Source organism: Isoptericola sp. NPDC055063 (assembly GCF_053608125.1).
On record NZ_JBSGUW010000014.1, the window covers coordinates 126,068 to 145,835 of the forward strand.

The window sequence follows — 19,768 nt, forward strand, 5'->3', positions numbered from 1 at the left end:
CGGGGGGACGGATGACCACCACGGTGCGGCGGCGCGTGCGCGTGCACGGCCGCGTCCAGGGCGTCGGGTTCCGCTGGGCGACGCGGCAGGCCGCGGCCCGCGCGGGCGTCGTCGGGCACGTGCGCAACCTGCCCGACGGGACCGTCGAGGCCGAGATCGAAGGCGCTCCCGACGACGTGGCGGCGATGCTCGACTTCCTGCGCGCGGGCCCGACCGCGGCCGTCGTCACCGGCGTCGACGTCGAGGACGTGCCGCCGCGGGGTGACGACGCGTTCGACGTCAGCGGCTGACGACCCCCGACCATCCCGCCGGGAGGCGCGCGGCGACCAGCTCGATGACCCCCGCGCGGGACCTCTCGTGCTGCTCGACCTCGAGCCCCTGCTCCTCGATCCACCGCGCGGGCCGGCGGCCGAAGTGCTCGCCCGCCAGCGGGACGCTCACCAGGTCGGCGGCGGCCTGCAGCGCCCGCAGCGGCCAGGCGCTCGAGGCGACGTGGTCCGCGAGCAGCAGGAGGCCGCCGGGTCGCAGCACGCGCGTCATCTCCGCCAGGGCGGCGCGGTCGTCGCCGATGGCGCACAGCGAGAACGTGCACACGACGGTGTCGAACGCGTCGTCGGGCAGGTCGAGCGCCTGCGCGTCGCCGAGCCGCAGGTCGACGAGGTCCAGGCCGAGCTCCGACGCGCGGCGGCGGGCCAGCCGCAGCATCCCGGGGCTCCATTCGACCCCCGTGTACCCGCCGCCGGGCGCTCCCCCGGTCACCGCCCTCGGGTAGTGCGCCAGGTTCAGGCCGGTGCCCACCGCCACCTCGAGGGTGCGGCCCTGCGCCCGCGCGCACAGCCGCCCCCGCACGTCGGGGAACATCCGCCGCTCCGCGGCCGCGAACGCCCGGTCGTAGCCCGCCGCCTCCCGGTCCCACCGGCGCCGCAGCCGCGTGGCGCGCCGCCCCGTCGCGGTCTCGTCGTCGCTGGTCACCGGCCCAGGCTCCCACGCGCCGACGCCGCCGACCAGGCCCCTGCCGGCGGCGGCACCGGGCCGCGACCGGACCCGCGACCCACTACCATCGCGCACGTGACGAGTCCCACCCACGCCCGGCCCGCCCGCCGCCGCTCCGTCGGCAGCGCCCTGGTCGGCGGCGTCGGCGAGCTGCTCATCACGCTCGGCGTGGTGCTCGGGCTCTTCGTCGTCTGGCAGCTGTGGTGGACGTCCGTGGAGGCCAACGCGCAGGCGCAGGAGGTGGTCCAGGAGTTCCGCGCCACGCTGCCGCCCGCCAACCCCAAGCACGCCACGACCGCCGAGCTGCGCACCGACGACCCGCCGGTGCCCGACGCCGTCGGCTACGGCGAGACGATCGGCACCCTCATCGTGCCGCGCTGGTACGGCCTGACGAACAACGCGATGCCGATCGCCGAGGGCACCGGCATGGACGTGCTGGACCGCGCGATGGCGGGCCACTACGCGACGTCGCAGCAGGTGGGCGACATCGGCAACTTCGCCCTCGCCGGGCACCGCCGCACGCACGGCAACTCGTTCCGCCACGTCGACGAGCTGAAGAAGGGCGACCAGATCATCGTCGAGACGGCGAAGACCTGGTACGTCTACGAGGTCACCGACCACGAGATCGTCACCCCCGACCAGGTGGACGTCGTGGCCCCCGTGCCCCACCACCCGGACCAGAAGCCGACCGAGCGCCTGCTCACGCTCACCACCTGCCACTCGCTCACGCTCGGCGAGTACGGCAACGACCACCGCTGGATCACCTACGCGACCTTCGTCGGCTGGATGGACCGCGCCGACGGCACCCCCGACCAGGTCCGCTGAGCCAGGAGACGACATGTACGCGTGGATCTTCCGTCACCTGCCGGGCAACGTGTTCTGGCGGGTCCTGCAGTCGCTGGTGCTCGTCGCCGCGGTGGTCGCCGTCCTGTTCCTGTGGGTCTTCCCGGCGATCGCGCCGTACATGACGCTGCTCGAGGGCGACCCCGCCGTCGGCTGACGCGGGCGCACGCCCGCACGGAGGAGGACCATGACGTCGCGACACCCGCCCCGCTTCGGGGTCAAGCTCACGCAGGACGCGCCGGCGACCACCTTCCAGCAGGTCTGGCGCACCGCCGACGACGCGGGCTTCGACCACGTGTGGGTCATGGACCACCTGGCGTCGCTCGGCCCGGCCGACGACCGCCCCGTCTTCGACGCGTGGGCCATGCAGGCGGCGATGGCCGTGGCCACGTCGCGCGTGCGGATCGGCTGCATGGTCTCGGGCAACACCTACCGGCACCCCGTGATGCTGGCCAAGCTCGCCACCACGGTCGACCATCTGTCCGGCGGGCGCCTCGAGCTGGGCGTCGGCGCCGGCTGGAACGAGCACGAGCACACGATGTACGGGCTCGACCTCGGCACGGTGCGCGAACGGATGGACCGGCTCGAGGAGTCCCTGCAGATCCTCACGTCGCTGTGGACCCGTCCGCGCACCACGTTCGACGGCGCGCACTACCGGCTCGAGGACGCGGTCGCCGAGCCCAAGCCCGTGCAGCGGCCGCACCCGCCGATCTGGGTGGGCGGCTCCGGCCCGCGCCGCACGCTGCGGCTCGTCGCGCAGTACGCCGACGCGTGGAACGACACGTCCAGCACGCCGGAGCAGATGGTGGCCCTGGGCGAGGTGCTCGAGCGACACTGCGCGGACGTCGGCCGCGACCCCGCGCAGATCCGCCGCACGGTGCAGCTGCGGCTGCGCGAGCACGGGCTCGCGGACCTCGCCGGCCTGGTCGAGCGGTACGCCGCGGCGGGGGTCTCGGAGTTCGTGGTGGTGCTCTCCTCCGGCGCGAGCGCGCTGCGCGAGCTCGACCACGTCGCGGCCGCGCTCCCCGCCCTGCGCGCGGCCGGCTGACCCCGGCGCGGTGCGGCGCTCGCCACAGTCGCCCCCGGACGGCCCGATCGGCTCCCCGGCGCGACTAACCTGATGCCGTGGCTACCTTCTCGAGCGTGACCCGCCAGCACATCCTCCGGGCGATCGAGGAGTACGACGACCGCGGCCGGGACGCCTTCGTCGGCGTCTACGGGTTCACGCCCACGCCGGCCCACACGTTCGAGCACGACGAGCGCACCTACGACTCCAAGGCCGTGCTCGGCGTCGCGCACAAGTACGCGACCGGCGTCCCCGCGCGCCCCGAGGACCTCGTCGACGCCAAGTGCGACGACGCCGCCATCCTGCGCAAGCACGGCTTCGTGGCCTACGCCCCGGCCGCCGCGGCCGCGGCCGCGGCCGCCGCTCCCGCCCGCAAGACCGTCGCCCCGCGCCGCAAGGCCGCGAGCGCCCCGGCCCGCAAGGCCGTGGTGCCGGAGCCCGAGCTCGCGATCTGCCCGACGTGCTTCACCGCCCTGCCGGCCACCGGCATCTGCGACGAGTGCGACTGACGGCGCCGGACCGCCTGCGCGGCCCGTGCGGGCGCGGCGCCGACGGCGGGGCACGGCCCGCCGCCGGGGGACGCCGCGCGGTTCAGGGGGCGACGACCTTCCACAGGTGCCCGTCCGGGTCGGCGAAGTAGCCGAAGTAGCCGCCCCACTGCGCCGCCTCGGCGGGGCGGGCGATGGTGCCGCCCGCGCGCTCGGCGCGCTTGAGGACGTCGTCGACGGCGGCCGCGTCCTCGGCGTAGAGGTTGAGGGTGAGGCCGCCGAACCCGGAGCCGGCCGGGTCCACGCCCGCGTCGTGGGCGAGGGCGCGCCGGGGGTAGAGGGTCAGTGCCGGGCCGCCGGCGAGCCGGAAGGCGACGTACTGACCGCGGTCCTGCTCGACGGCGCACCCCAGGCCGTCGGCGTAGAACGCCCGGGAGGCTGCGAGGTCGCCGACCGCGAGGGTGACGGCGTCGATGGTGAGCTCCATGATGATGACTCCTGCCGTGGGGACGATGCTCCGACCGGGGCCGGGCCCGGCCCCTGCGCCACAGGCTCGGACGCCGGCACGGGCGGATCAAGAGGCGATGCGATACCTTCCGATCACCCCAGGGTTATCGACCGAGGTCGTGCGATGGAGCTGCGGGACATCGAGATCTTCCTGACGCTGGCCGACGAGCTGCACTTCGGCCGTACTGCGGAGCGCCTCCATGTCTCGTCCGCCCGGGTGAGCCAGTCGATCAAGCTGCAGGAGCGGCAGATCGGCGGCGCCCTGTTCGAGCGGACCAGCCGCCACGTCCGCCTCACCCCGCTCGGCGAGCAGCTCCGGGACGACCTGCGGGTCGGGTACGACGCGATCAAGGCCGGCGTCGCGCGCGCCGGGGCGGTCGCCGACGGCGTCGTCGGCGAGGTGCGCCTGGGCGTCATGGGCAACGACGCGTTCGAGTTCCTGGGCGTCCTCGACCGGTTCACCGCCGACAACCCCGGCTGCTCGGTCGCGCCGCGGGAGACGCACTTCAGCGACGCCTTCGCGGCGCTGCGCCGGGGCGACGTCGACGCCCTGGCGGTGTGGCGCCCGGTCCGGGAGCCGGACCTGGTCGAGGGGCCGCCGGTCTTCCACGCCGGGCGCGTCCTCATGGTGTGGGCGGGCCACGAGCTGGCGGGGCGGTCGGAGGTGTCGCTCGAGGAGCTTCCCGACCACCTGCTGATCGACCCGCGCGTGTCCCCCGCCGCCTGGGTGGACGTGATGCTGCCGCGGCGGACGCCCGGCGGCCGCGCCATCCCGAGGCGGGGGCCGCGTCCCACGACATTCCACGAGATCCTGGGCCTGGTCGCGAGCCGGCGGTGCGTGACCCTGGCCGGCGCGCAGGCCGCGCTCTACGGCGCCCACCCGGGGGTGGTCTTCGTCCCGGTCGCCGACGCCCCGCTGCTGACCTGGGTGCTCACCTGGCCCGCCCGGCTGGAGACGCCGCTGATCCGCGCGCTCGCCCGTGCGGCCCGCGACGTGGGCCCGGCGACCGTGCCTGCCCGACCGGCGCGCGGGCTGCCGGCGTGACCCGCGGGGCGGCCTCCGCGAGGTCGCCCGCCCGCTCGTGCAGGTCCTGCGAGTCGATCGAGGTCCTCGATCGTCCGGCCCATCAGCTCCACGGGGGCGTGATCTCGTCGGGCGTCCACCGGTCCATCGGCACGTCCGTGCCGGGCACCGGCTCCGGGACCCCGCGGTCGTGCTTCACGACGTTCTCGGGATCAGCCGACGGCCTCGCCTCTCGACCGCCGTCGGCGGGCGGTCGTAGCGTGACGGTCGTGACGACCGCGCCCCGGATCGACCCGTTCACCCCGCCCGCCGACCCCGGGCAGATCGACGACCTGCGTGCCCGCCTGCGGGCCACGCGATGGCCCGACGTCCCCGACGGCGCGGGCTGGTCGCTCGGGACCGACGCCGAGTACCTGCGCGGGCTCGTGACGTACTGGGCGGAGGAGTTCGACTGGACGGCGGACCTCGCGCAGCAGGCGCGGCTCACGAGGTTCTCGACGACGGTCGGGGGCCGCACCGTGCGGTTCGTGCACGTGCGCGCGGCGGAGGGCCGCGGGGCGCTCCCGCTGCTGCTCGCCCACGGTTGGCCGGACTCCTCCTGGCGGTACCGCAAGGTGGTGCCGCTGCTGACCGGCCCGGGGGCGCACGGTGGCGACCCCGCGGACGCGTTCGACGTCGTCGTCCCCGACATGCCCGGGTTCGGGTGGTCGCCCGCGCCGCTCGACCGCGTCCTCAGCTCGATCGACGTCGCCGCGCTGTGGGCCGAGCTCATGACGGCGCTCGGGTACGACCGCTTCGGGGCGGCCGGCGGCGACATCGGCAGCCACGTGAGCCGCTACCTCGCCCTCGACCACCCCGACCGCGTCGTGGCGGTGCACCGCACGGACGGCGGGGTCCCCGTGTGGGCGGGCGACCCGGCCGAGCTGACCCCCGCGGAGCGGGAGTGGTTCGCCGCCGCGGCGGCGTGGGGCGCGACGGAGGGCGGGTACGCGGCGATGCACCGCACCCGCCCGCAGACGGCCGCGTTCGGCCTCGCCGACTCCCCCGTCGGTCTCGCCGCGTGGATCGTCGAGAAGCTGCGGGCGTGGAGCGACTGCGGCGGCGACGTCGAGCGGTCGTACACGAGGGACGAGATCCTCGCGCTGGTCACCGAGTACTGGGTGACCGGCACGATCGGCTCCTCGATGCGGATGTACCACGCCAACGGGGCGATCGACCCCGCGCAGCTCGCCCGGCGGGTCGAGGTGCCCTCGGGCTTCGCGCTGTTCCCGGGCGACCTGCTGCGCCCGCCCCGCGCCTGGCTCGAGCGGACCACGAACCTGATCCGTCTCAGCGAGCCGCCGCGGGGCGGGCACTTCGCCGCGTTCGAGGAGCCGGAGCTCTACGCCGCGGAGCTGCGGGAGTTCTTCCGGCCCTTCCGCACGGCCGCGCGCTGACCGGTCAGCGGCCGAACAGGCGGGACAGGAAGCCGCCGCCAGCGGCCGGCTCGTCGTCGTGGCCGGGGCACCACTGCCCGGCGGGGACGGACCGGCGCACGTCGTCGACGTGCTGGCCGCAGCCCTTCCAGGTCGTCTTGCCGCACGTCTTGCAGGTCACGGGGTAGCACACGAGAGGTTCTCCAGTCGTCGTTCGGGTGTGTGTCTGGTCGGGTGTGTCGGTCGGGTCAGGCCAGCGTGAGGAAGAGCTTCTCCAGCTCGTCGGTGGTGAGGCCGTCCTCGCCCCGCGCGTCGGGGTCGGCGAGGCACTCCTTCATGGCCGTGGAGACCACGGCGAAGCCGGCGCGGTCGAGCGCCGCCGAGACGGCGGCCAGCTGGGTCACGACGTCACGGCAGGAGCGGCCCTCCTCCACGGCGTCGATCACGGCGTTGAGCTGGCCGCGCGCGCGGCGCAGCCGGTTGGCGATGCGGCGCTGGGCGTCGCTGTCGGTGGTGAGCATGGGTCTCCCTCTCGTGCGGTGGACGGGTCAGGCGCGCGCGGGCTCGGGCGTCACGAGGAGGTCGTCCGCGCGGTCGCCGAGGACGGCGCGCAGCGTGAGCGACCCGCCGGACAGCGACGCGGAGTCGAACCCGGACTGCACCAGGACGCGGTGGGCGATGGCGGAGCGCACGCCGGAGGCGCACATCACGCGGACCGGGCGGCCCGCGGCGGCCTCGCGCACCTCGTCGAGGCGTGCCCGCAGCTCGGTGTGCGGCACGTGGAGCGCGCCCGGCAGCATGCCCGACGCGACCTCGGCGGCCGTGCGGACGTCCAGCACGAGCGCCTCGCCGAGGACCTGGTCCACGTCCTGGGCGTACCAGAGCGCCAGGGTGCCGTCGAGCACGTTGGTGCCGACCATGCCCGCGAGGTTCACCGCGTCCTTGGCCTGGCCGTAGGGCGGCGCGTAGGCGAGGTCGAGGTCGACGAGGTCGCCGACGGACATGCCGGCCCGCAACGCGGTCGCGAGCACGTCGACCCGCTTGTCGACGCCGTCCTGGCCGACGGCCTGGGCGCCGAGCAGCAGGCCGTCGTCGGCGCGCACGTGCAGCACGAGGTGCAGCTGGCGCGCGCCCGGGAAGTAGCCGGCGTGCTGGTTCGGGTGCAGGTGCAGGGTGCGGTACGCGATCCCGGCGGCGTCGAGCGCGGCGCGGTTCGCGCCCGTGGTGGCCGCGGTCAGCTCGCCGACGCGGACGACGGCGGTGCCGAGCGGTGCGGGCAGCGGCCGCGCGGTCTCGGGGCGCACGATGTGGTCGGCGACGAGGCGGCCCGCGCGGTTCGCCGGGCCGGCCAGCGCGACCGGCCGACGCACGCCGGTGACGGCGTCGGTCTGCACGACCGCGTCGCCCACCGCCCACACGCCCGGGGCGGAGGTGCGGCCGTGCTCGTCCACGACGATGGCGCCGCGCTCGGTCTCGATGCCCGCGGCCGCGAAGGCCTCGGTGTCGGGACGCACGCCCACGGACAGGACCACGACGTCGGCCGGGACCGAGGTCCCGTCGTCCAGGACGACGAGGTCGTGGGTGCCGTCCTCGGCCGGGCGCAGGGCCCGGGCGCCGACGCCCGTGCGTACGGTGATGCCGAGGCGGCGCAGCTCCGCGGTCACCGGCTGGGCGACCTCGTCCTCGAGCGGCGGCAGCACGTGCGCGCCGAGCTCCACGAGGGTGACGTCCAGGCCCGCGAGCGCCAGCGCCTCGGCCGCCTCGACGCCGATGAAGCCGGCGCCGAGCACGACGGCGCGGCCGGCCCCGGCCTCCACCTGGGCGCGCAGCGCGCGGGCGTCGTCGACGGTGCGCAGCGTGCGCACGCGCGGCGAGTCGAGGCCCTCGACCGGCGGGCGCACGGCGCGCGCGCCCGGGGACAGCACGAGCGCGTCGTAGGGCAGCTCGACGTCGCCGCCTGCGGTGCGCGCCACCACGACGCGGCGGGCGGTGTCGACGGCGGTGACGTCGTGGCCGGTGCGCACGTCCAGGTCGAGCGACGCGCGCAGGGACGCGGGCGTCTGCACGAGCAGCTTGTCGGCGTCGGGGATCTCGCCGCCCACGTGGTAGGGCAGGCCGCAGTTCGCGAACGAGACGTGCGGGCCGCGCTCGAGGACGACGATCTCGGCCGACTCGTCGAGGCGGCGGGCGCGGGCGGCGCAGCTCATGCCGCCCGCCACTCCCCCGACGACGACGATGCGCCGCGCGCGGGTGGGCGAGGTCGAGGGGGCGGGTGCGGTGCTGTCGATCATGGCTCGACAATACCCCGGGGGGTATCACTCGTCCCAATCCGCTGGTCAGCCCGGGACGGCCGGGCACCGTGGCGCGCTCACCCGTCGGCGTCGCGCTCCGCGTCCTGCGCCGACAGCGGCGTCGCCACGTCCTCCAGGGACTTCCGCTCGGCACCGACCCCGAGGAACATCGCCACGACCCCGCCCGCGACCATGAGGGCCGCGCCGATGTAGTACCCGACGGCGATCCCGGAGATGTCCTGGGCCTCGCCCGCCGACTCGATCAGCCTCCCGAACAGGAGCGGGCCGGTGATCCCGCCGACCGCGGTGCCGATCGCGTAGAAGAACGCGATGCACAGCGCCCTGGTCTCCATCGGGAACACCTCGCTCGCGGTGAGGTACGCCGAGCTGGCGCCCGCCGACGCCACGAAGAAGATCCCCATCCCGAAGAGGGTCAGCGTCCAGGCCGTCAGCCCGCCGAGCATGAGGCCCGCGACCGCCAGCAGCACCCCCGAGACGATGTACGTCGCGGAGATCATCCGCACCCGCCCCACCCGGTCGAACAGCGGCCCGAGGACCAGCGCCCCGAGAAAGTTGCTCACCGCGAACAGGGCGATGTAGGTACCGGTCTGCCCGACGCCCAAAAACGTCTGCAGCGTGTCGCCGAAGGTGAAGAAGAACGCGTTGTACAGGAACGCCTGCCCCACGAACAGCGCGAGGCAGAGCACCGTGCGCCGCGGGTAGTCCGCGAAGACGGTCCGCGCGATGCGCCCGAGGCCGATGGTGTGGCGCTGGCGCACGGTGATCGTCTCCCCGGGCTCGTCGAGCTGGACGCCGTCCTGCTCGCGCACGCGGTCCTCGATGCCCGCCACGATCCGCTCGCTGTCCTTCTCGCGCCCGTGGATGAACAGCCAGCGAGGGCTCTCGGGGACGTTGCGCCGCACGAACAGGACGCACAGGCCGAGCACCGCGCCCAGCGCGAAGCACAGCCGCCAGCCCAGCCACGCCGGGATCAGCTCCGGGTTGAGCAGCGGGATGGTGAGCAGCGCGCCGCCCGCCGCTCCGACCCAGTACGAGCCGTTGATCGCGATGTCGATGCGGCCGCGGTACTTCGCAGGGATCAGCTCGTCGATCGCCGAGTTCACCGCCGCGTACTCGCCGCCGATGCCCAAGCCGGTGACGAACCGCATCGCGAAGTAGTACAGCGGGTTCATCGAGAACGCCGTCAGCACGGTGCCCACGAGGTACACGAGCAGCGTGAGGATGAAGAGCCGCTTACGCCCGAACCGGTCGGTGAGCTGACCGAACACCAGGGCTCCCAGGCACGAGCCCGTCACGTACACCGCGCCCGCGAGGCCGATGTCCGCGCTGGTCAGGCCGAGCCCGGTGTCCCCCTTGAGGGCGTCGGACAGGTTGCCGACGATCGTCACCTCGAGCCCGTCGAGGATCCACACCGTCCCCAGCCCGATGACGATCATCCAGTGCCACCGCGCCCACGGCAGCCGGTCCAGGCGCGCCGGCACGTCCGTGGTAATGGTCCGCAGCGTCGTCGTGCCGCTCTCCGTCGAAGGCATGATCCGGTGGTACGCCAGGTCGCCGATGCACGCACTGCGGCGAGAGGCATGCCCGGCCGGCGAGACTTTCGAGGTCCCTTCCGACCGGACACACCCCTCGCCCGCGACGCCGTCAGCCCTTGACGCAGAGCAGCGTGCGGAGCCGGGCCACCACCTCGACGAGGTCGGACTGCGCCGCGATCACCGCGTCGAGGTCCTTGTATGCCCCGGGGATCTCGTCGAGCACCCCGGCGTCCTTGCGGCACTCGATGCCCGCCGTCTGGGCGGCGAGGTCGTCGAGGGTGAAGGTCTTCTTCGCCCTCGTCCGGGACATCCGCCGACCGGCGCCGTGCGACGCCGACCAGTACGAGTCCGGGTTGCCGAGCCCGCGCACGATGTACGAGCCGGTGCCCATCGAGCCCGGGATGAGGCCGAGGTCGCCCCGGCCCGCCCGGATCGCGCCCTTGCGGGTCACGACCAGCTCCTGGCCGTCGACCTGCTCGACCGCGACGTAGTTGTGGTGCACGTTGACGGCCTCGTCGAACCGGATCCCCCGGCCCGGGAACGACGCCCGCACGGCGTCGACAACGAGGGTCATCATCACCGCGCGCGACCGCGCGGCGTACTCCTGCGCCCACCACAGGTCAGCGAGATAGGCGTCCATCTCGGGAGTGCCGCCGAGGAACACCGCGAGCTCGCGGTCCACCAGGCCCTGGTTGTGGTCCAACCGCTTCGCGACGGCCACGTGCTGCTCGGCCAGCGTCTTGCCGATGTTCCTCGACCCCGAGTGGAGTTGGAGCCAGATCGAACCGGACATATCAGCACATATCTCCACAAAATGATTTCCGCCACCTAGTGTCCCGAGCTGCCGCCGCGCCCGGTCCTCGATGTCCGACACCCTCCCGTGCAGCGCACCGAACCGCGTCCAGAACGCGTCGGCGCCGCGCGCGGCCTCGGCCGGGCCGTTCCCTGCGATGGAGCGCAGCCGGTGCGGGTCGACAGGCTCGGCGTGGGCGTGGAACCCGACCGGGACGGCAGCCTCGATGCGCGACCGGACCGAGCCGAGATCGTCGGGCAGGTCCTCCAGGGTCAGCGAGGTCCGCACGCCGATCATGCCGCAACCGATGTCGACGCCGACGGCGTTCGGCGAGACGGCGTCGCGCATGGCGATCACGGAACCCACGGTCGCACCCTTGCCCAGGTGGACGTCCGGCATGACGCGCACCCCCTCGACCCACGGCAGCGCGGCGATGTTGCGCAGCTGGGCAAGGGCCGCCGGCTCGACCTCGTGCTCGTGGGCCCACATCAGCGTGTCGGCGCGCGCCCCGCTCAGCGGGACGGGGAAGGCGTGGGTCGCGGTCGTGTTCTCGATCATGATGAGCACCCCCTCCAGGTGGGTGCGTGGTGGTTCTTCGCGACGGCGCCAGGACGGCGCCATGGAGCTGCCCGCAGGACGACGAGAGCCGCCCTCGGGACGTGGTCCCAGGGGCGGCTCGGGTGGCTGAGTCAGGTGTCGCTCAGGTCGTGCTCCCGCCCTCGGGACGCGGCTTCTCGTATCGCAGCGCCTCGGCACCCAGGGACGCGGGCACGACGAGGCGCAGGCCGGCATCGGCCTGACGACGGCTCGTCGAACGGGTCACGGTCCCCTCCGGGGCGGGTGGTAGGCCGCAGGACTGTCCTGCGGACGGCGCCGAACGTAGCACCGGCACCGGCGCTCGCCCCACCGAATAACGGCAGAACATCGGTAGGTTGGCCCGGTGAGCGATGCGGGGGCTGCGGCGGGCGACGAGGCGGCACCCCGGCGCGGGTACGCGAAGGGCGCGGCCCGCCGCGCACAGATCCTGGAGCAGGTGCTCCGGATGGTCGCGGAGCACGGGGTCGACGCGTCCTCGCTCCGGTCGGTCGCCGACGCGGTCGGCGTCTCGCACGCCACGCTGCGGCACTACTTCCCCTCCCGCGACGACCTCCTGATCGAGGTCTACCGCGCACACGAGGGGCAGCGCGACGAGAGCAGCCCGCTGCCGCCGTCCGCCGTCGGGCGGATGCGCGAGAGCGCCGTGCTCAACCGCGACGTGCCGGGGCTCGTGCAGCTCTACACGACCCTGGCGGGCGACGCCGCGGGCGAGGGCCACCCGGTGACGCGCGAGTTCTTCCGGCAGCGCTTCGCGCGCGTGCGCGGCGAGCTCGCCGAGCAGGTCCGCGCCGACCAGGAGGCGGGCCGCATCGACCCCGCCGTCGACGCCGCGGACCTCGCGGCCCTGGCGGTCGCGGCGTCGGACGGCATCCAGGTGCAGTGGCTGCTCGACCCCGGCGCCGTCGACGGCGCGCGCGTGCTCGAGCTCCTGGAGCGGCTGGTGCCGCCGCCCCCCACGGACACGCCGTCGAGCGGCGACTGAACCGACCGGACCGGCCCGGATCGATCCGGACCGATCCGGACCGACCCGGCCGGACTGCCTTTCAGCAAGCGATCCCTCGCGCCATCGAGACCGATGGCGCGAGGGATCGCTTGGTGGAAGGCGGGTGTCGACGGCTCAGAAGGTCGCCGACGCCGGGTCGAAGTCCTCCGGCAGGGGCGGGGGCGCGTCGACCGTCGAGGTGACGTCCACCGCCGCGCCGGACTCCGCGGCGTCCCGGACGGCCAGCAGGACGTCGAGGACGTGCAGCGCGACGGCGCCGGACGCCCGCTCGGGCTGGCCCGCGCGGATCGCGCGCGCCAGCTCGACGACACCCGTGCCCCGGCCCCAGGTGGAGCCGGTGGCCGGGATCGTCACGGGCTCGTCCTGCCCGTAGCGCCACAGCGTGGACTCGCCGTCGAAGTTGTTCGGGTCCGGCAGCGAGAGGGTGCCGAGCGTGCCGTTGATCTCGACGAAGCCCGCGCGCGGCAGCGCGTGCTGGAACGAGAAGGTCGACTGCGCCGACTGCCCGCCGCGGAACTCGATGAGCGCCGCGTGGTGCGTGGGCACCTCGACGGGGAACGACTCCCCCGCCCGCGGGCCCGACGCGATCGTCCGCTTGTCGAGCGACCGCGACGACACGGCCTGCACCCGCGCGGCCGCGCCGAGCGCGTGCACGAGGGTCGTGACGTAGTACGGGCCCATGTCGAACAGCGGGCCCGCGCCCGTGGCATACAGGAAGTCAGGGTCCGGGTGCCACGCCTCGGGGCCCGGCACGTGGAACATCGTCGTGGCCGTGAGCGGCTCGCCGATGTCCCCGCGGGCGATGGCGCGCAGGCCGGACTGGATGCCCGCGCCGAGCACGGTGTCCGGCGCGCACGCGACGCGCAGGCCCTTCGCCTCCGCCTCGGCCAGCAGCGCCGCGGCGGACGCATGGTCGGTCGCGATCGGCTTCTCGCTCCACACGTGCTTGCCCGCCGCGATGATCTGACGGTCCACCTCGGCGTGCACGGCCGGGGTCGTCAGGTTGAGGACGATCTCGATGTCGTCGCGCGCGAGGAGCTCCTCGTCGGTCCCCCACGCAGCGACGCCGTACGCCTCGGCCTGGGTCTGGGCCCGGTCGAGCAGCAGGTCGGCGACCATGAGGACCTCGACGTCGGCGAACTGCGTGAGGTTCTCCAGGTACTGCGTCGAGATGTTCCCGGCACCGATGATGCCGACGCCGACGCGGCTCACTTGTCGTTCTCCCGCAGCCACGCGAGGGAGGAGGCGATGCCCTCGAAGACGTCGCCGGCGTACGAGTCGAACTCGACCACGCGGATGGCCTGCGGCGCGGCGGCGAGGATCGCCGGCACGTCGACGTCGCCCTGGCCCGCGGGCACCTGGTTCTCGTAGGCGGCCTTGAGCGCGGGCGGGACGTCGAGGGCGCTCTCGCTGGACGGGAGCACGGTGGCGATGTCTCCGGACACCTCGCCGTCCTTGACGTGGATCGCCACGACCCGGTCGCCGAGCGTCGTGAGCACGGCGGGGGCGTCGGCGCCGCCGACGGTGGCCCAGAACGTGTCCACCTCGAGGACGGCCTCGGGGTCGAGCTGCTCGGCGAAGATCTCGAAGACGGCGCGGCCGCCGACGGTGTTCGTGAACTCCCACTGGTGGTTGTGGTACCCGAACCGCAGGCCGTGGCCCGCGGCGCGGACCGTCAGCTCGTTGACGCGCTCGGCGAGCCGCTTCGCGTCGTCGGCGGTCTGCCAGCGCTCGGTCGGGACGAACGGGTCGATGACGATGCCGATGCCGAGGCGCGCGGCGGCGTCGAAGACGACGTCGGGGTCGGCGGCGTCGATGACCGCGGCGTGGCTCGACGGCGCGGCGAGGCCCGTCGCGGCGAACGCGCGCTCGAAGTCGGCGACGCGCTCGACGAACGCGTACGGCTCGACGTGCTCGTACCCGATCTCACGAACCCGCGCGACGGCGGCGTCGAGGTCGGCGGCGATGGCATCCCGCAGCGAGTACAGCTGCACGGATGTGAGAGTCATCTGGTGCTCCTTCAGCGATGGGTCGACGACGTCTTCCGCCGACACGCACCCAGAAGTGCAAGGTGGAACGCCGGAAGCCAGGAACGAGCCTAACCCCTGAAAACCTCACAGTGGAAGGTTTTGTGGCGAGGCGGCGCATTCCCGTCCGAGGCGTGTCGCCTGAGCGCACCTTTGAGTCAACGATGTACCTTCGTCGCGCCAGCGACGGGCGTCGATGCCCGTCACCGCATCGAACGAAAGGCGCAACGTTGCACCATACGTCGAGCACCACGACCTTCACCCGCCGCGCCGTCCTCGCGGCGGCCGGCGGCCTCGGCGCGGCCGTCGCCCTGACCGCGACGCCCGCCGCGGCCGTGTCACCGAAGGGGTACCAGAACCCCGTCATCCCGACGAACAACCCCGACCCCGCCGTGCTGGCCGCGGACGGGGCGTTCTACCTCTACGCGACCAACGGCGCGGCGGGCGCCATGCCCGTGCTGACCTCGCCCGACCTCGTGCACTGGGCCCCTGCCGGCAACGCCATGCCGCAGCTCGCCTCCTGGTGCCGGCCCGGCCGGCACTGGGCGCCCGAGGTGATCGCGACGGGCGACCGCTACCTCGCGTACTACACGGCGTGGCGGGCCGACATCGACCAGCAGGCCGTCTCCGTCGCGGTCTCCGACTCGCCCACGGGACCGTTCGTCGACGACCGCACCGCCCCGCTGATCGACCAGTCCGACCAGGGCGGGAGCATCGACGCCTCCCCGTTCCGGGACGCCGACGGCACGCTCTGGCTGCTGTGGAAGAACGACGGCAACCACGACGGCCTGCCGTCGTACATCTACCTGCAGCGGCTGTCCGACGACGGTCTCGAGCTGGTGGGCGAGCCGCAGCGGCTGTTCGGGATGGACCAGCCGTACGAGAAGTACACGATCGAGGGCGCCTCGGTGGTCGTGCACCAGGGGCGGTACTACTGCTTCTACTCGACCGGCGAGTTCTGGAACGACTCGTACGGCGTGTGCTGGGCGAGCGCCCCGGCCCTCACGGGCCCCTGGACCAAGCAGGGTGACGGGCCCATCCTGGCCAGCAACGACGTCGCAGCGGGCTCGGGTCACGGCATGCCGATCAAGGTCGGGCCGCACTGGTGGTACGTCTACCACGCGTGGCAGCCCGACCACGTCAACCAGGACCCGGGCCGCCTCGTCTGGCTGTCCCGGATCCGGTTCACCGGATCCGGGCCGGTGATCGACGGACCTGCCGTGGACAACCCGCTCGCACCCCTGGTCTGAGCCCTCGCGATGATTCCGCGCGGGGCGGCCGGTCTCCTCTTTCGACCAGCCGCCCCGCGCCAGGAGGAACCATGGGCCTCATCCACCTCGAGATCTTCGCCACGCTCGACCTCGTCGCCCAGGCCCCCGGCGGGCCGGACGAGGACACGGCGGACGGATTCGCCTTCGGGGGCTGGCAGGCGCCCCTGCTCGACGACGTCGCCGGGGAGCAGATCGCGGCCGCGTACGCGGAGGGCACCGACGCGCTCCTCCTCGGCCGCAGGACGTACGACGTCTTCGCCGCCTACTGGCCCCAGCAGGACGACCAGTTCGGCGCGCTCTTCAACAGCATCCCCAAGTACGTCGCGTCCCGCGGCGCCCCCGACCTGTCCTGGTCCGGCTCGTCGCAGCTCGGGCCCGACCTGCCCGCCGCCGTGCGCGAGATCCGCGACCGGCACGAGCACGTGCGCGTCGTCGGCAGCCTCGACCTCGTGCAGACCCTGCTGGCCGAGAAGCTCTTCGACCGGCTGGACCTGTGGCTGCACCCCATCGTCCTCGGGGGCGGGAAGAAGCTGTTCGACGGGGGCGAGGTACCCACGAACCTCACGCTCCTCGCGCCGCCCGCCGCCAGCCCGAAGGGCGTCGTCTTCCTGCACTACGGGCTCGCCGACGGCGTCCCGCCCACCGGAGACATGACCGCCCCCGACCGCGGCGTGAGCGCGTGAGCGCGTGACGCCGTGAGCGCGCACGCCGTCGGCGGTCGCCACGGGCAGCGATGACGACCCCGTGACAGGCCGGTGACGACGACGCGCGACGCTGGGTCCCGGGCGCCGACGCAGGCCGTCCCGTCGGCCCGGCTCAAGGAGTGCGCCATGACGACGATGCGGTTCCGCGGCAGGTCCTACCGCAACGGCTGCGTCCCGTCCGCGGTGCTCGACGAGCTGAGGCCGCACGGCCGCCACGGCACGGACGGGCGGTCGCGGGCGTTCCTGCGCAAGGACGCGGCGGCATCGTGGAACCGCGCGGTCGACGACGTGCGGGCCGGCACGGGGCTGCAGCTCACGGTGCGCGGGTGGAACCGTTCGCTGGGCGAGCAGCAGGCGTTCTTCTTCCAGCGCTACCGGCGCGGCGCCCGCAGCCCCTTCGGCGACTACCGCCGCTACGACGGGTCGACCTGGGGGCGCGTCGGGGGTGCGGCCGCCGCGGTCCCCGGGTACTCCAACCACGGCTGGGCCCTCGCCGTCGACGTGCAGGACTTCGGCGGCGTCGGCGAGTGGGGCAACCCGCGGCGGGCGAAGGCGTACCCGATCCTGCGCGAGCACGGGTGGACCGAGACGGAGGGCCGCCGCGTCAACGAGCCGTGGCACCTGGTCTACTGCCCGGCCGAGGACCGGGGAGCACGGCGGCGTGGGCGGGGCGCCAGCAGGGGCGCCGGCCGGACCGCGCTCCGCCGCCCGCTCGCCCGCTCGGCGACGCTCCGACCCCACCGCCCTCCCACCCTGCGACGCGGCAGCAGGCGGCCGGCATGGGTACGGCTGTGGGCCGGTGTCCTGGCCGCGGAGGGCGTGTACGCCGGGGCCCTGGTCGGCACGTTCGACGACGCCCTGGACCGCGCCACCCGCACCTTCCAGGGGCGGGCCGACGTGACGGTCGACGGGATCGTCGGACCGCAGACCTGGTACTCCTCGCTCCGTGGCGTGAAGCCGGGCAGCCGCGGGCCCGCCGTGCGGGTGGCGCAGGTCGTGGCCGGGCTGCGAGGCGCGGCCCTCGACGGGGTCGCCGGCTCCGTGTTCGCCGGCCGGTGGAAGCGGGTGCAGCGCTGGCTGGGGGTCGCGGCGGACGCCGAGATCGGCCCCCGGACCGTCGCCGCGCTCCTGCGGAAGGGATGAGGACGATGGGCCACCGGGCGACGAAGGACCGCACGCGCGCAGGCTCCGACCGTCGCGGCCCCGACGGCCGCGGCCCGAGCGGGCGCCGCGTCCTGCTGCTCCTCGCTGTCGCGGTCGCCGTCGTGGCGTGCACCCGCGCGGCCCGCGCCCGCACCGGTGGGGCCCGGGTCGAGGAGTCGGAGGACTACGAGGCCGAGAACGCGGCCCTGCTCTGGGCGGCGGATCCCGAGACCCCTGCGGGGAGCGAGGACGCCGGCACCCGCGACGCCGGCGCCGACTGAGGCCGCCGCGACGCCACGGGAACAGCGACGACCGGCGCCACGACGGGGGCCGCGACGGGCGCCGGTCGTGCCGCGCCGCCCCAGGGGCGCACGAGCCCGGAGGTCGACGGCGACGGCTCGATCCCGAGCTCCGCATGCAGGGTGCGGCGACACAGGTCGTAGGCGCGGCAGGCCTCGGCGACGTTGCCCTCGGCCAGGTGGATGGCGATGACCGCACGGTGGGCGCTCTCGCGCAGGTCGTCGGCGCGCAGGGCCGCGAGCGCCGCCTCGAGGGCCAGGCCGTAACGGCCCCGCTCGGCGAGGCGGGTCGCGGTGGCCTCCAGCACGTGCAGGCGCAGCTGGTGCAGGCGTTCGCGCTCGGCCTCGAGCCACGGGTCCTCCCAGTCGGGGAGCAGCTCGCCGGTGGCGAGGTCGGGCGGTTCGTCGCCGTCGTCGACGTGCCCGCCGAGCACGGCCCTGGACGCCGAGATGAGACGGTCGACGTCGCTGTCCGGCCCGAGGCCGAGCTCGACGACGCCGTGCGCCGCACGCACGAGCCCCGCGGCGGCCTGGTTCACGCGCCAGATGCCGGTGCGCAGGCTGGCGAGGGCCCGCTGCTCGAGGGTGTCCGGCCACAGCAGGCCGGCGAGGCGGCTGCGGCCCGTGCGGCCGCGCAGGGCGAGCATGGCCACGAGCCGCTGCGCGCCCACGGGCAGGGACACGGACGCGTCGTCGACCTCGATCTCGAACGCCCCGAGGAGACGGATCCGCACGGCAGGCTGCCGGGCCGCAGGCCCGTGCGCGGGACTCGTCCGTTCCGACACCCTTCACCCCCGGTGGTGCGGGCGGCCGTGCGCCGCGGCCGGTCGACGCGTCGTCGTCGTCCGCGGGCGAGGCGGCGTGTCCTCACGTCCGGAAAGATCCGGTCGCCTTCCTCCGTGATACGACGCCGCGGGTGGACCGGCTGCCCCAGCGGACGATTTCACCCGCGGCTCCCGGCCCGCCGCGGCACGGGCGCCGCGGCGACGGCCGGACACGGGGCCGGCCGGTGACGGCCGGTGACGGCCGGACACGGGGCCGGCCGGTGACGGCCGGTGACGGCCGGTTGACAGCACGGTGACGTGCCCGGGGCACGATCCGGGCCATGAGCAGCTTTCCCGGCACGCCGCGGACGGTGCCCGGCGCGATCGTCGCCGTCGACCCGGTCTCCGCGCTGTCGCGCGTCGCGCTGTTCCAGTACAACCCGGACGAGGTGACGCGCACGCTGCGCCCGCGCGCGCCGTCCGGCGGGGGCGCCGCGGAGGTCGACCGGGTGTACGGGGCGCCCACGCAGACCATCGCGATGAAGGTGGAGCTCGACGCCACCGACGGGCTGGAGGTCGGGGACCCCCTCGCGACCGCGTCGGGCGTGTCGGCGGGCCTGGCGGTGCTGGAGATGCTGCTGTACCCGAGCGTGGCCCGCGTCGTCGCCAACACCGTGCTCCTGGCCGCGGGGACGATCGAGGTGCTGCCGCCGCGCGCGCCGCTGGCGGTGCTCGCCTGGGGTCCCGGGCTCGTGGTGCCCGTGAAGCTGGAGAGCGTCACCGTCACGGAGCAGGCGTTCGACGCCGCGACCCTGGTCCCCACGCGCGCGGCCGTCGACCTGTCGCTGCAGGTGCTCACCTACGACGACCTCGCGCCGACCGACCCGGCGCACGCGCTCTTCCTCGCCCACCAGACGGTGCGGGAGCAGCTCGCTGCGGCGGCCGGCGCTCTGGGCGTGGCCCGCCTGGCGCAGGGGGCGTGAG

Annotated in this window: 23 protein-coding genes; 12 read left to right on the forward strand and 11 right to left on the reverse strand. The window is 74.5% G+C overall.

Annotated elements, in window-relative coordinates; translation table 11 throughout:
• Positions 1 to 11 precede the first annotated feature (11 nt).
• Positions 12 to 290, forward strand: a complete 279-nt coding sequence (locus ACWF41_RS17345; protein WP_380316291.1) for an acylphosphatase — start codon at positions 12 to 14, stop codon at positions 288 to 290.
• Here the strand turns inward: ACWF41_RS17345 and ACWF41_RS17350 are convergent.
• Positions 280 to 972, reverse strand: coding sequence for a class I SAM-dependent methyltransferase (locus tag ACWF41_RS17350; RefSeq protein WP_380316288.1), 693 nt, complete (start codon positions 970 to 972; stop codon positions 280 to 282). The two genes, ACWF41_RS17345 and ACWF41_RS17350, sit on opposite strands and share 11 nt — an antisense overlap.
• Before the next feature lie 96 nt (positions 973 to 1,068).
• Between ACWF41_RS17350 and ACWF41_RS17355 the strand changes: the two genes are divergently transcribed.
• The 4 genes from ACWF41_RS17355 to ACWF41_RS17370 all read left to right on the forward strand — a co-directional run bounded on the left by ACWF41_RS17355 (position 1,069) and on the right by ACWF41_RS17370 (position 3,411).
• On the forward strand, positions 1,069 to 1,818 hold the full coding sequence (locus ACWF41_RS17355) for a class E sortase (protein WP_380316285.1): 750 nt from the start codon (positions 1,069 to 1,071) through the stop codon (positions 1,816 to 1,818).
• Positions 1,819 to 1,831: 13 nt separating this feature from the next.
• The gene (locus tag ACWF41_RS17360) at positions 1,832 to 1,993 is read left to right on the forward strand and encodes a hypothetical protein (protein ID WP_380346885.1); all 162 of its coding nucleotides are present in this window, start codon (positions 1,832 to 1,834) and stop codon (positions 1,991 to 1,993) included.
• Between the two features lie 30 nt (positions 1,994 to 2,023).
• On the forward strand, positions 2,024 to 2,884 hold the full coding sequence (locus ACWF41_RS17365; RefSeq protein ID WP_380316279.1) for an LLM class F420-dependent oxidoreductase: 861 nt from the start codon (positions 2,024 to 2,026) through the stop codon (positions 2,882 to 2,884).
• Between the two features lie 95 nt (positions 2,885 to 2,979).
• Positions 2,980 to 3,411, forward strand: coding sequence for a hypothetical protein (locus tag ACWF41_RS17370; protein ID WP_380316276.1), 432 nt, complete (start codon positions 2,980 to 2,982; stop codon positions 3,409 to 3,411).
• Positions 3,412 to 3,493: 82 nt separating this feature from the next.
• Here ACWF41_RS17370 and ACWF41_RS17375 read toward each other — a convergent pair whose 3' ends face one another.
• Positions 3,494 to 3,877: a VOC family protein gene (locus ACWF41_RS17375; protein ID WP_380316273.1), complete on the reverse strand. Its 384-nt coding sequence runs from the start codon at positions 3,875 to 3,877 to the stop codon at positions 3,494 to 3,496.
• Between the two features lie 144 nt (positions 3,878 to 4,021).
• On the opposite strand from ACWF41_RS17375, the gene ACWF41_RS17380 reads away from it, so the two are divergent.
• Positions 4,022 to 4,942, forward strand: coding sequence for a LysR family transcriptional regulator (locus tag ACWF41_RS17380; RefSeq protein ID WP_380316270.1), 921 nt, complete (start codon positions 4,022 to 4,024; stop codon positions 4,940 to 4,942).
• 248 nt (positions 4,943 to 5,190) lie between these two features.
• Positions 5,191 to 6,357: an epoxide hydrolase family protein gene (locus ACWF41_RS17385; protein ID WP_380316267.1), complete on the forward strand. Its 1,167-nt coding sequence runs from the start codon at positions 5,191 to 5,193 to the stop codon at positions 6,355 to 6,357.
• Positions 6,358 to 6,361: 4 nt separating this feature from the next.
• Here ACWF41_RS17385 and ACWF41_RS17390 read toward each other — a convergent pair whose 3' ends face one another.
• The 6 genes from ACWF41_RS17390 to ACWF41_RS17415 all read right to left on the reverse strand — a co-directional run bounded on the left by ACWF41_RS17390 (position 6,362) and on the right by ACWF41_RS17415 (position 11,799).
• Positions 6,362 to 6,517 carry a hypothetical protein gene (locus ACWF41_RS17390; protein ID WP_380316385.1) on the reverse strand — a complete coding sequence of 52 codons (156 nt, stop codon included), beginning with the start codon at positions 6,515 to 6,517 and terminating at the stop codon, positions 6,362 to 6,364.
• Between the two features lie 67 nt (positions 6,518 to 6,584).
• On the reverse strand, positions 6,585 to 6,857 hold the full coding sequence (locus ACWF41_RS17395; RefSeq protein WP_380316265.1) for a metal-sensitive transcriptional regulator: 273 nt from the start codon (positions 6,855 to 6,857) through the stop codon (positions 6,585 to 6,587).
• A 27-nt stretch (positions 6,858 to 6,884) separates the two neighbouring features.
• Positions 6,885 to 8,627, reverse strand: a complete 1,743-nt coding sequence (locus tag ACWF41_RS17400) for an FAD-dependent oxidoreductase (protein ID WP_380316262.1) — start codon at positions 8,625 to 8,627, stop codon at positions 6,885 to 6,887.
• 77 nt (positions 8,628 to 8,704) lie between these two features.
• On the reverse strand, positions 8,705 to 10,180 hold the full coding sequence (locus ACWF41_RS17405) for an MFS transporter (RefSeq protein ID WP_380316260.1): 1,476 nt from the start codon (positions 10,178 to 10,180) through the stop codon (positions 8,705 to 8,707).
• 112 nt (positions 10,181 to 10,292) lie between these two features.
• Positions 10,293 to 11,534: an RtcB family protein gene (locus tag ACWF41_RS17410; protein WP_380316257.1), complete on the reverse strand. Its 1,242-nt coding sequence runs from the start codon at positions 11,532 to 11,534 to the stop codon at positions 10,293 to 10,295.
• 142 nt (positions 11,535 to 11,676) lie between these two features.
• Positions 11,677 to 11,799: a hypothetical protein gene (locus tag ACWF41_RS17415; RefSeq protein WP_380316254.1), complete on the reverse strand. Its 123-nt coding sequence runs from the start codon at positions 11,797 to 11,799 to the stop codon at positions 11,677 to 11,679.
• A gap of 117 nt (positions 11,800 to 11,916) precedes the next feature.
• On the opposite strand from ACWF41_RS17415, the gene ACWF41_RS17420 reads away from it, so the two are divergent.
• A complete protein-coding gene (locus tag ACWF41_RS17420) occupies positions 11,917 to 12,555 on the forward strand; it encodes a TetR/AcrR family transcriptional regulator (protein WP_380316251.1) in 639 nt (212 codons plus the stop codon).
• Between the two features lie 135 nt (positions 12,556 to 12,690).
• Here the strand turns inward: ACWF41_RS17420 and ACWF41_RS17425 are convergent, their stop codons facing one another.
• Complete coding sequence (locus ACWF41_RS17425; RefSeq protein ID WP_380317213.1) at positions 12,691 to 13,788, reverse strand: Gfo/Idh/MocA family protein; 1,098 nt, start codon at positions 13,786 to 13,788, stop codon at positions 12,691 to 12,693.
• Entirely contained in the window at positions 13,785 to 14,585 is an 801-nt protein-coding gene (locus ACWF41_RS17430; protein WP_380317215.1) for a sugar phosphate isomerase/epimerase family protein, read from the reverse strand. The genes ACWF41_RS17425 and ACWF41_RS17430 overlap by 4 nt, the downstream gene beginning before the upstream one ends.
• Positions 14,586 to 14,833: 248 nt before the next feature.
• On the opposite strand from ACWF41_RS17430, the gene ACWF41_RS17435 reads away from it, so the two are divergent.
• The 3 genes from ACWF41_RS17435 to ACWF41_RS17445 all read left to right on the forward strand — a co-directional run bounded on the left by ACWF41_RS17435 (position 14,834) and on the right by ACWF41_RS17445 (position 17,721).
• Entirely contained in the window at positions 14,834 to 15,853 is a 1,020-nt protein-coding gene (locus ACWF41_RS17435; protein ID WP_380317218.1) for a glycoside hydrolase family 43 protein, read from the forward strand.
• Between the two features lie 71 nt (positions 15,854 to 15,924).
• Positions 15,925 to 16,557, forward strand: coding sequence for a dihydrofolate reductase family protein (locus ACWF41_RS17440; protein ID WP_380317221.1), 633 nt, complete (start codon positions 15,925 to 15,927; stop codon positions 16,555 to 16,557).
• 147 nt (positions 16,558 to 16,704) lie between these two features.
• A complete protein-coding gene (locus ACWF41_RS17445; RefSeq protein WP_380317224.1) occupies positions 16,705 to 17,721 on the forward strand; it encodes a peptidoglycan-binding protein in 1,017 nt (338 codons plus the stop codon).
• A gap of 184 nt (positions 17,722 to 17,905) precedes the next feature.
• Here ACWF41_RS17445 and ACWF41_RS17450 read toward each other — a convergent pair whose 3' ends face one another.
• Positions 17,906 to 18,754, reverse strand: a complete 849-nt coding sequence (locus ACWF41_RS17450; protein WP_380317227.1) for an AfsR/SARP family transcriptional regulator — start codon at positions 18,752 to 18,754, stop codon at positions 17,906 to 17,908.
• A gap of 371 nt (positions 18,755 to 19,125) precedes the next feature.
• On the opposite strand from ACWF41_RS17450, the gene ACWF41_RS17455 reads away from it, so the two are divergent.
• On the forward strand, positions 19,126 to 19,767 hold the full coding sequence (locus tag ACWF41_RS17455; protein ID WP_380317230.1) for a hypothetical protein: 642 nt from the start codon (positions 19,126 to 19,128) through the stop codon (positions 19,765 to 19,767).
• Position 19,768 lies beyond the last annotated feature (1 nt).

What these genes read in the sequence shown, in the direction of transcription:
- ACWF41_RS17410 (WP_380316257.1), bottom strand. Translation starts at nt 11,534, where the DNA reads ATGATCGAGAACACGACCGCGACCCACGCCTTCCCCGTCCCGCTGAGC.
- ACWF41_RS17380 (WP_380316270.1), top strand. Translation starts at nt 4,022, where the DNA reads ATGGAGCTGCGGGACATCGAGATCTTCCTGACGCTGGCCGACGAGCTG.
- ACWF41_RS17360 (WP_380346885.1), top strand. Translation starts at nt 1,832, where the DNA reads ATGTACGCGTGGATCTTCCGTCACCTGCCGGGCAACGTGTTCTGGCGG.
- ACWF41_RS17400 (WP_380316262.1), bottom strand. Translation starts at nt 8,627, where the DNA reads ATGATCGACAGCACCGCACCCGCCCCCTCGACCTCGCCCACCCGCGCG.
- ACWF41_RS17445 (WP_380317224.1), top strand. Translation starts at nt 16,705, where the DNA reads ATGACGACGATGCGGTTCCGCGGCAGGTCCTACCGCAACGGCTGCGTC.
- ACWF41_RS17440 (WP_380317221.1), top strand. Translation starts at nt 15,925, where the DNA reads ATGGGCCTCATCCACCTCGAGATCTTCGCCACGCTCGACCTCGTCGCC.
- ACWF41_RS17405 (WP_380316260.1), bottom strand. Translation starts at nt 10,180, where the DNA reads ATGCCTTCGACGGAGAGCGGCACGACGACGCTGCGGACCATTACCACG.
- ACWF41_RS17430 (WP_380317215.1), bottom strand. Translation starts at nt 14,585, where the DNA reads ATGACTCTCACATCCGTGCAGCTGTACTCGCTGCGGGATGCCATCGCC.
- ACWF41_RS17395 (WP_380316265.1), bottom strand. Translation starts at nt 6,857, where the DNA reads ATGCTCACCACCGACAGCGACGCCCAGCGCCGCATCGCCAACCGGCTG.
- ACWF41_RS17365 (WP_380316279.1), top strand. Translation starts at nt 2,024, where the DNA reads ATGACGTCGCGACACCCGCCCCGCTTCGGGGTCAAGCTCACGCAGGAC.
- ACWF41_RS17375 (WP_380316273.1), bottom strand. Translation starts at nt 3,877, where the DNA reads ATGGAGCTCACCATCGACGCCGTCACCCTCGCGGTCGGCGACCTCGCA.
- ACWF41_RS17455 (WP_380317230.1), top strand. Translation starts at nt 19,126, where the DNA reads ATGAGCAGCTTTCCCGGCACGCCGCGGACGGTGCCCGGCGCGATCGTC.
- ACWF41_RS17345 (WP_380316291.1), top strand. Translation starts at nt 12, where the DNA reads ATGACCACCACGGTGCGGCGGCGCGTGCGCGTGCACGGCCGCGTCCAG.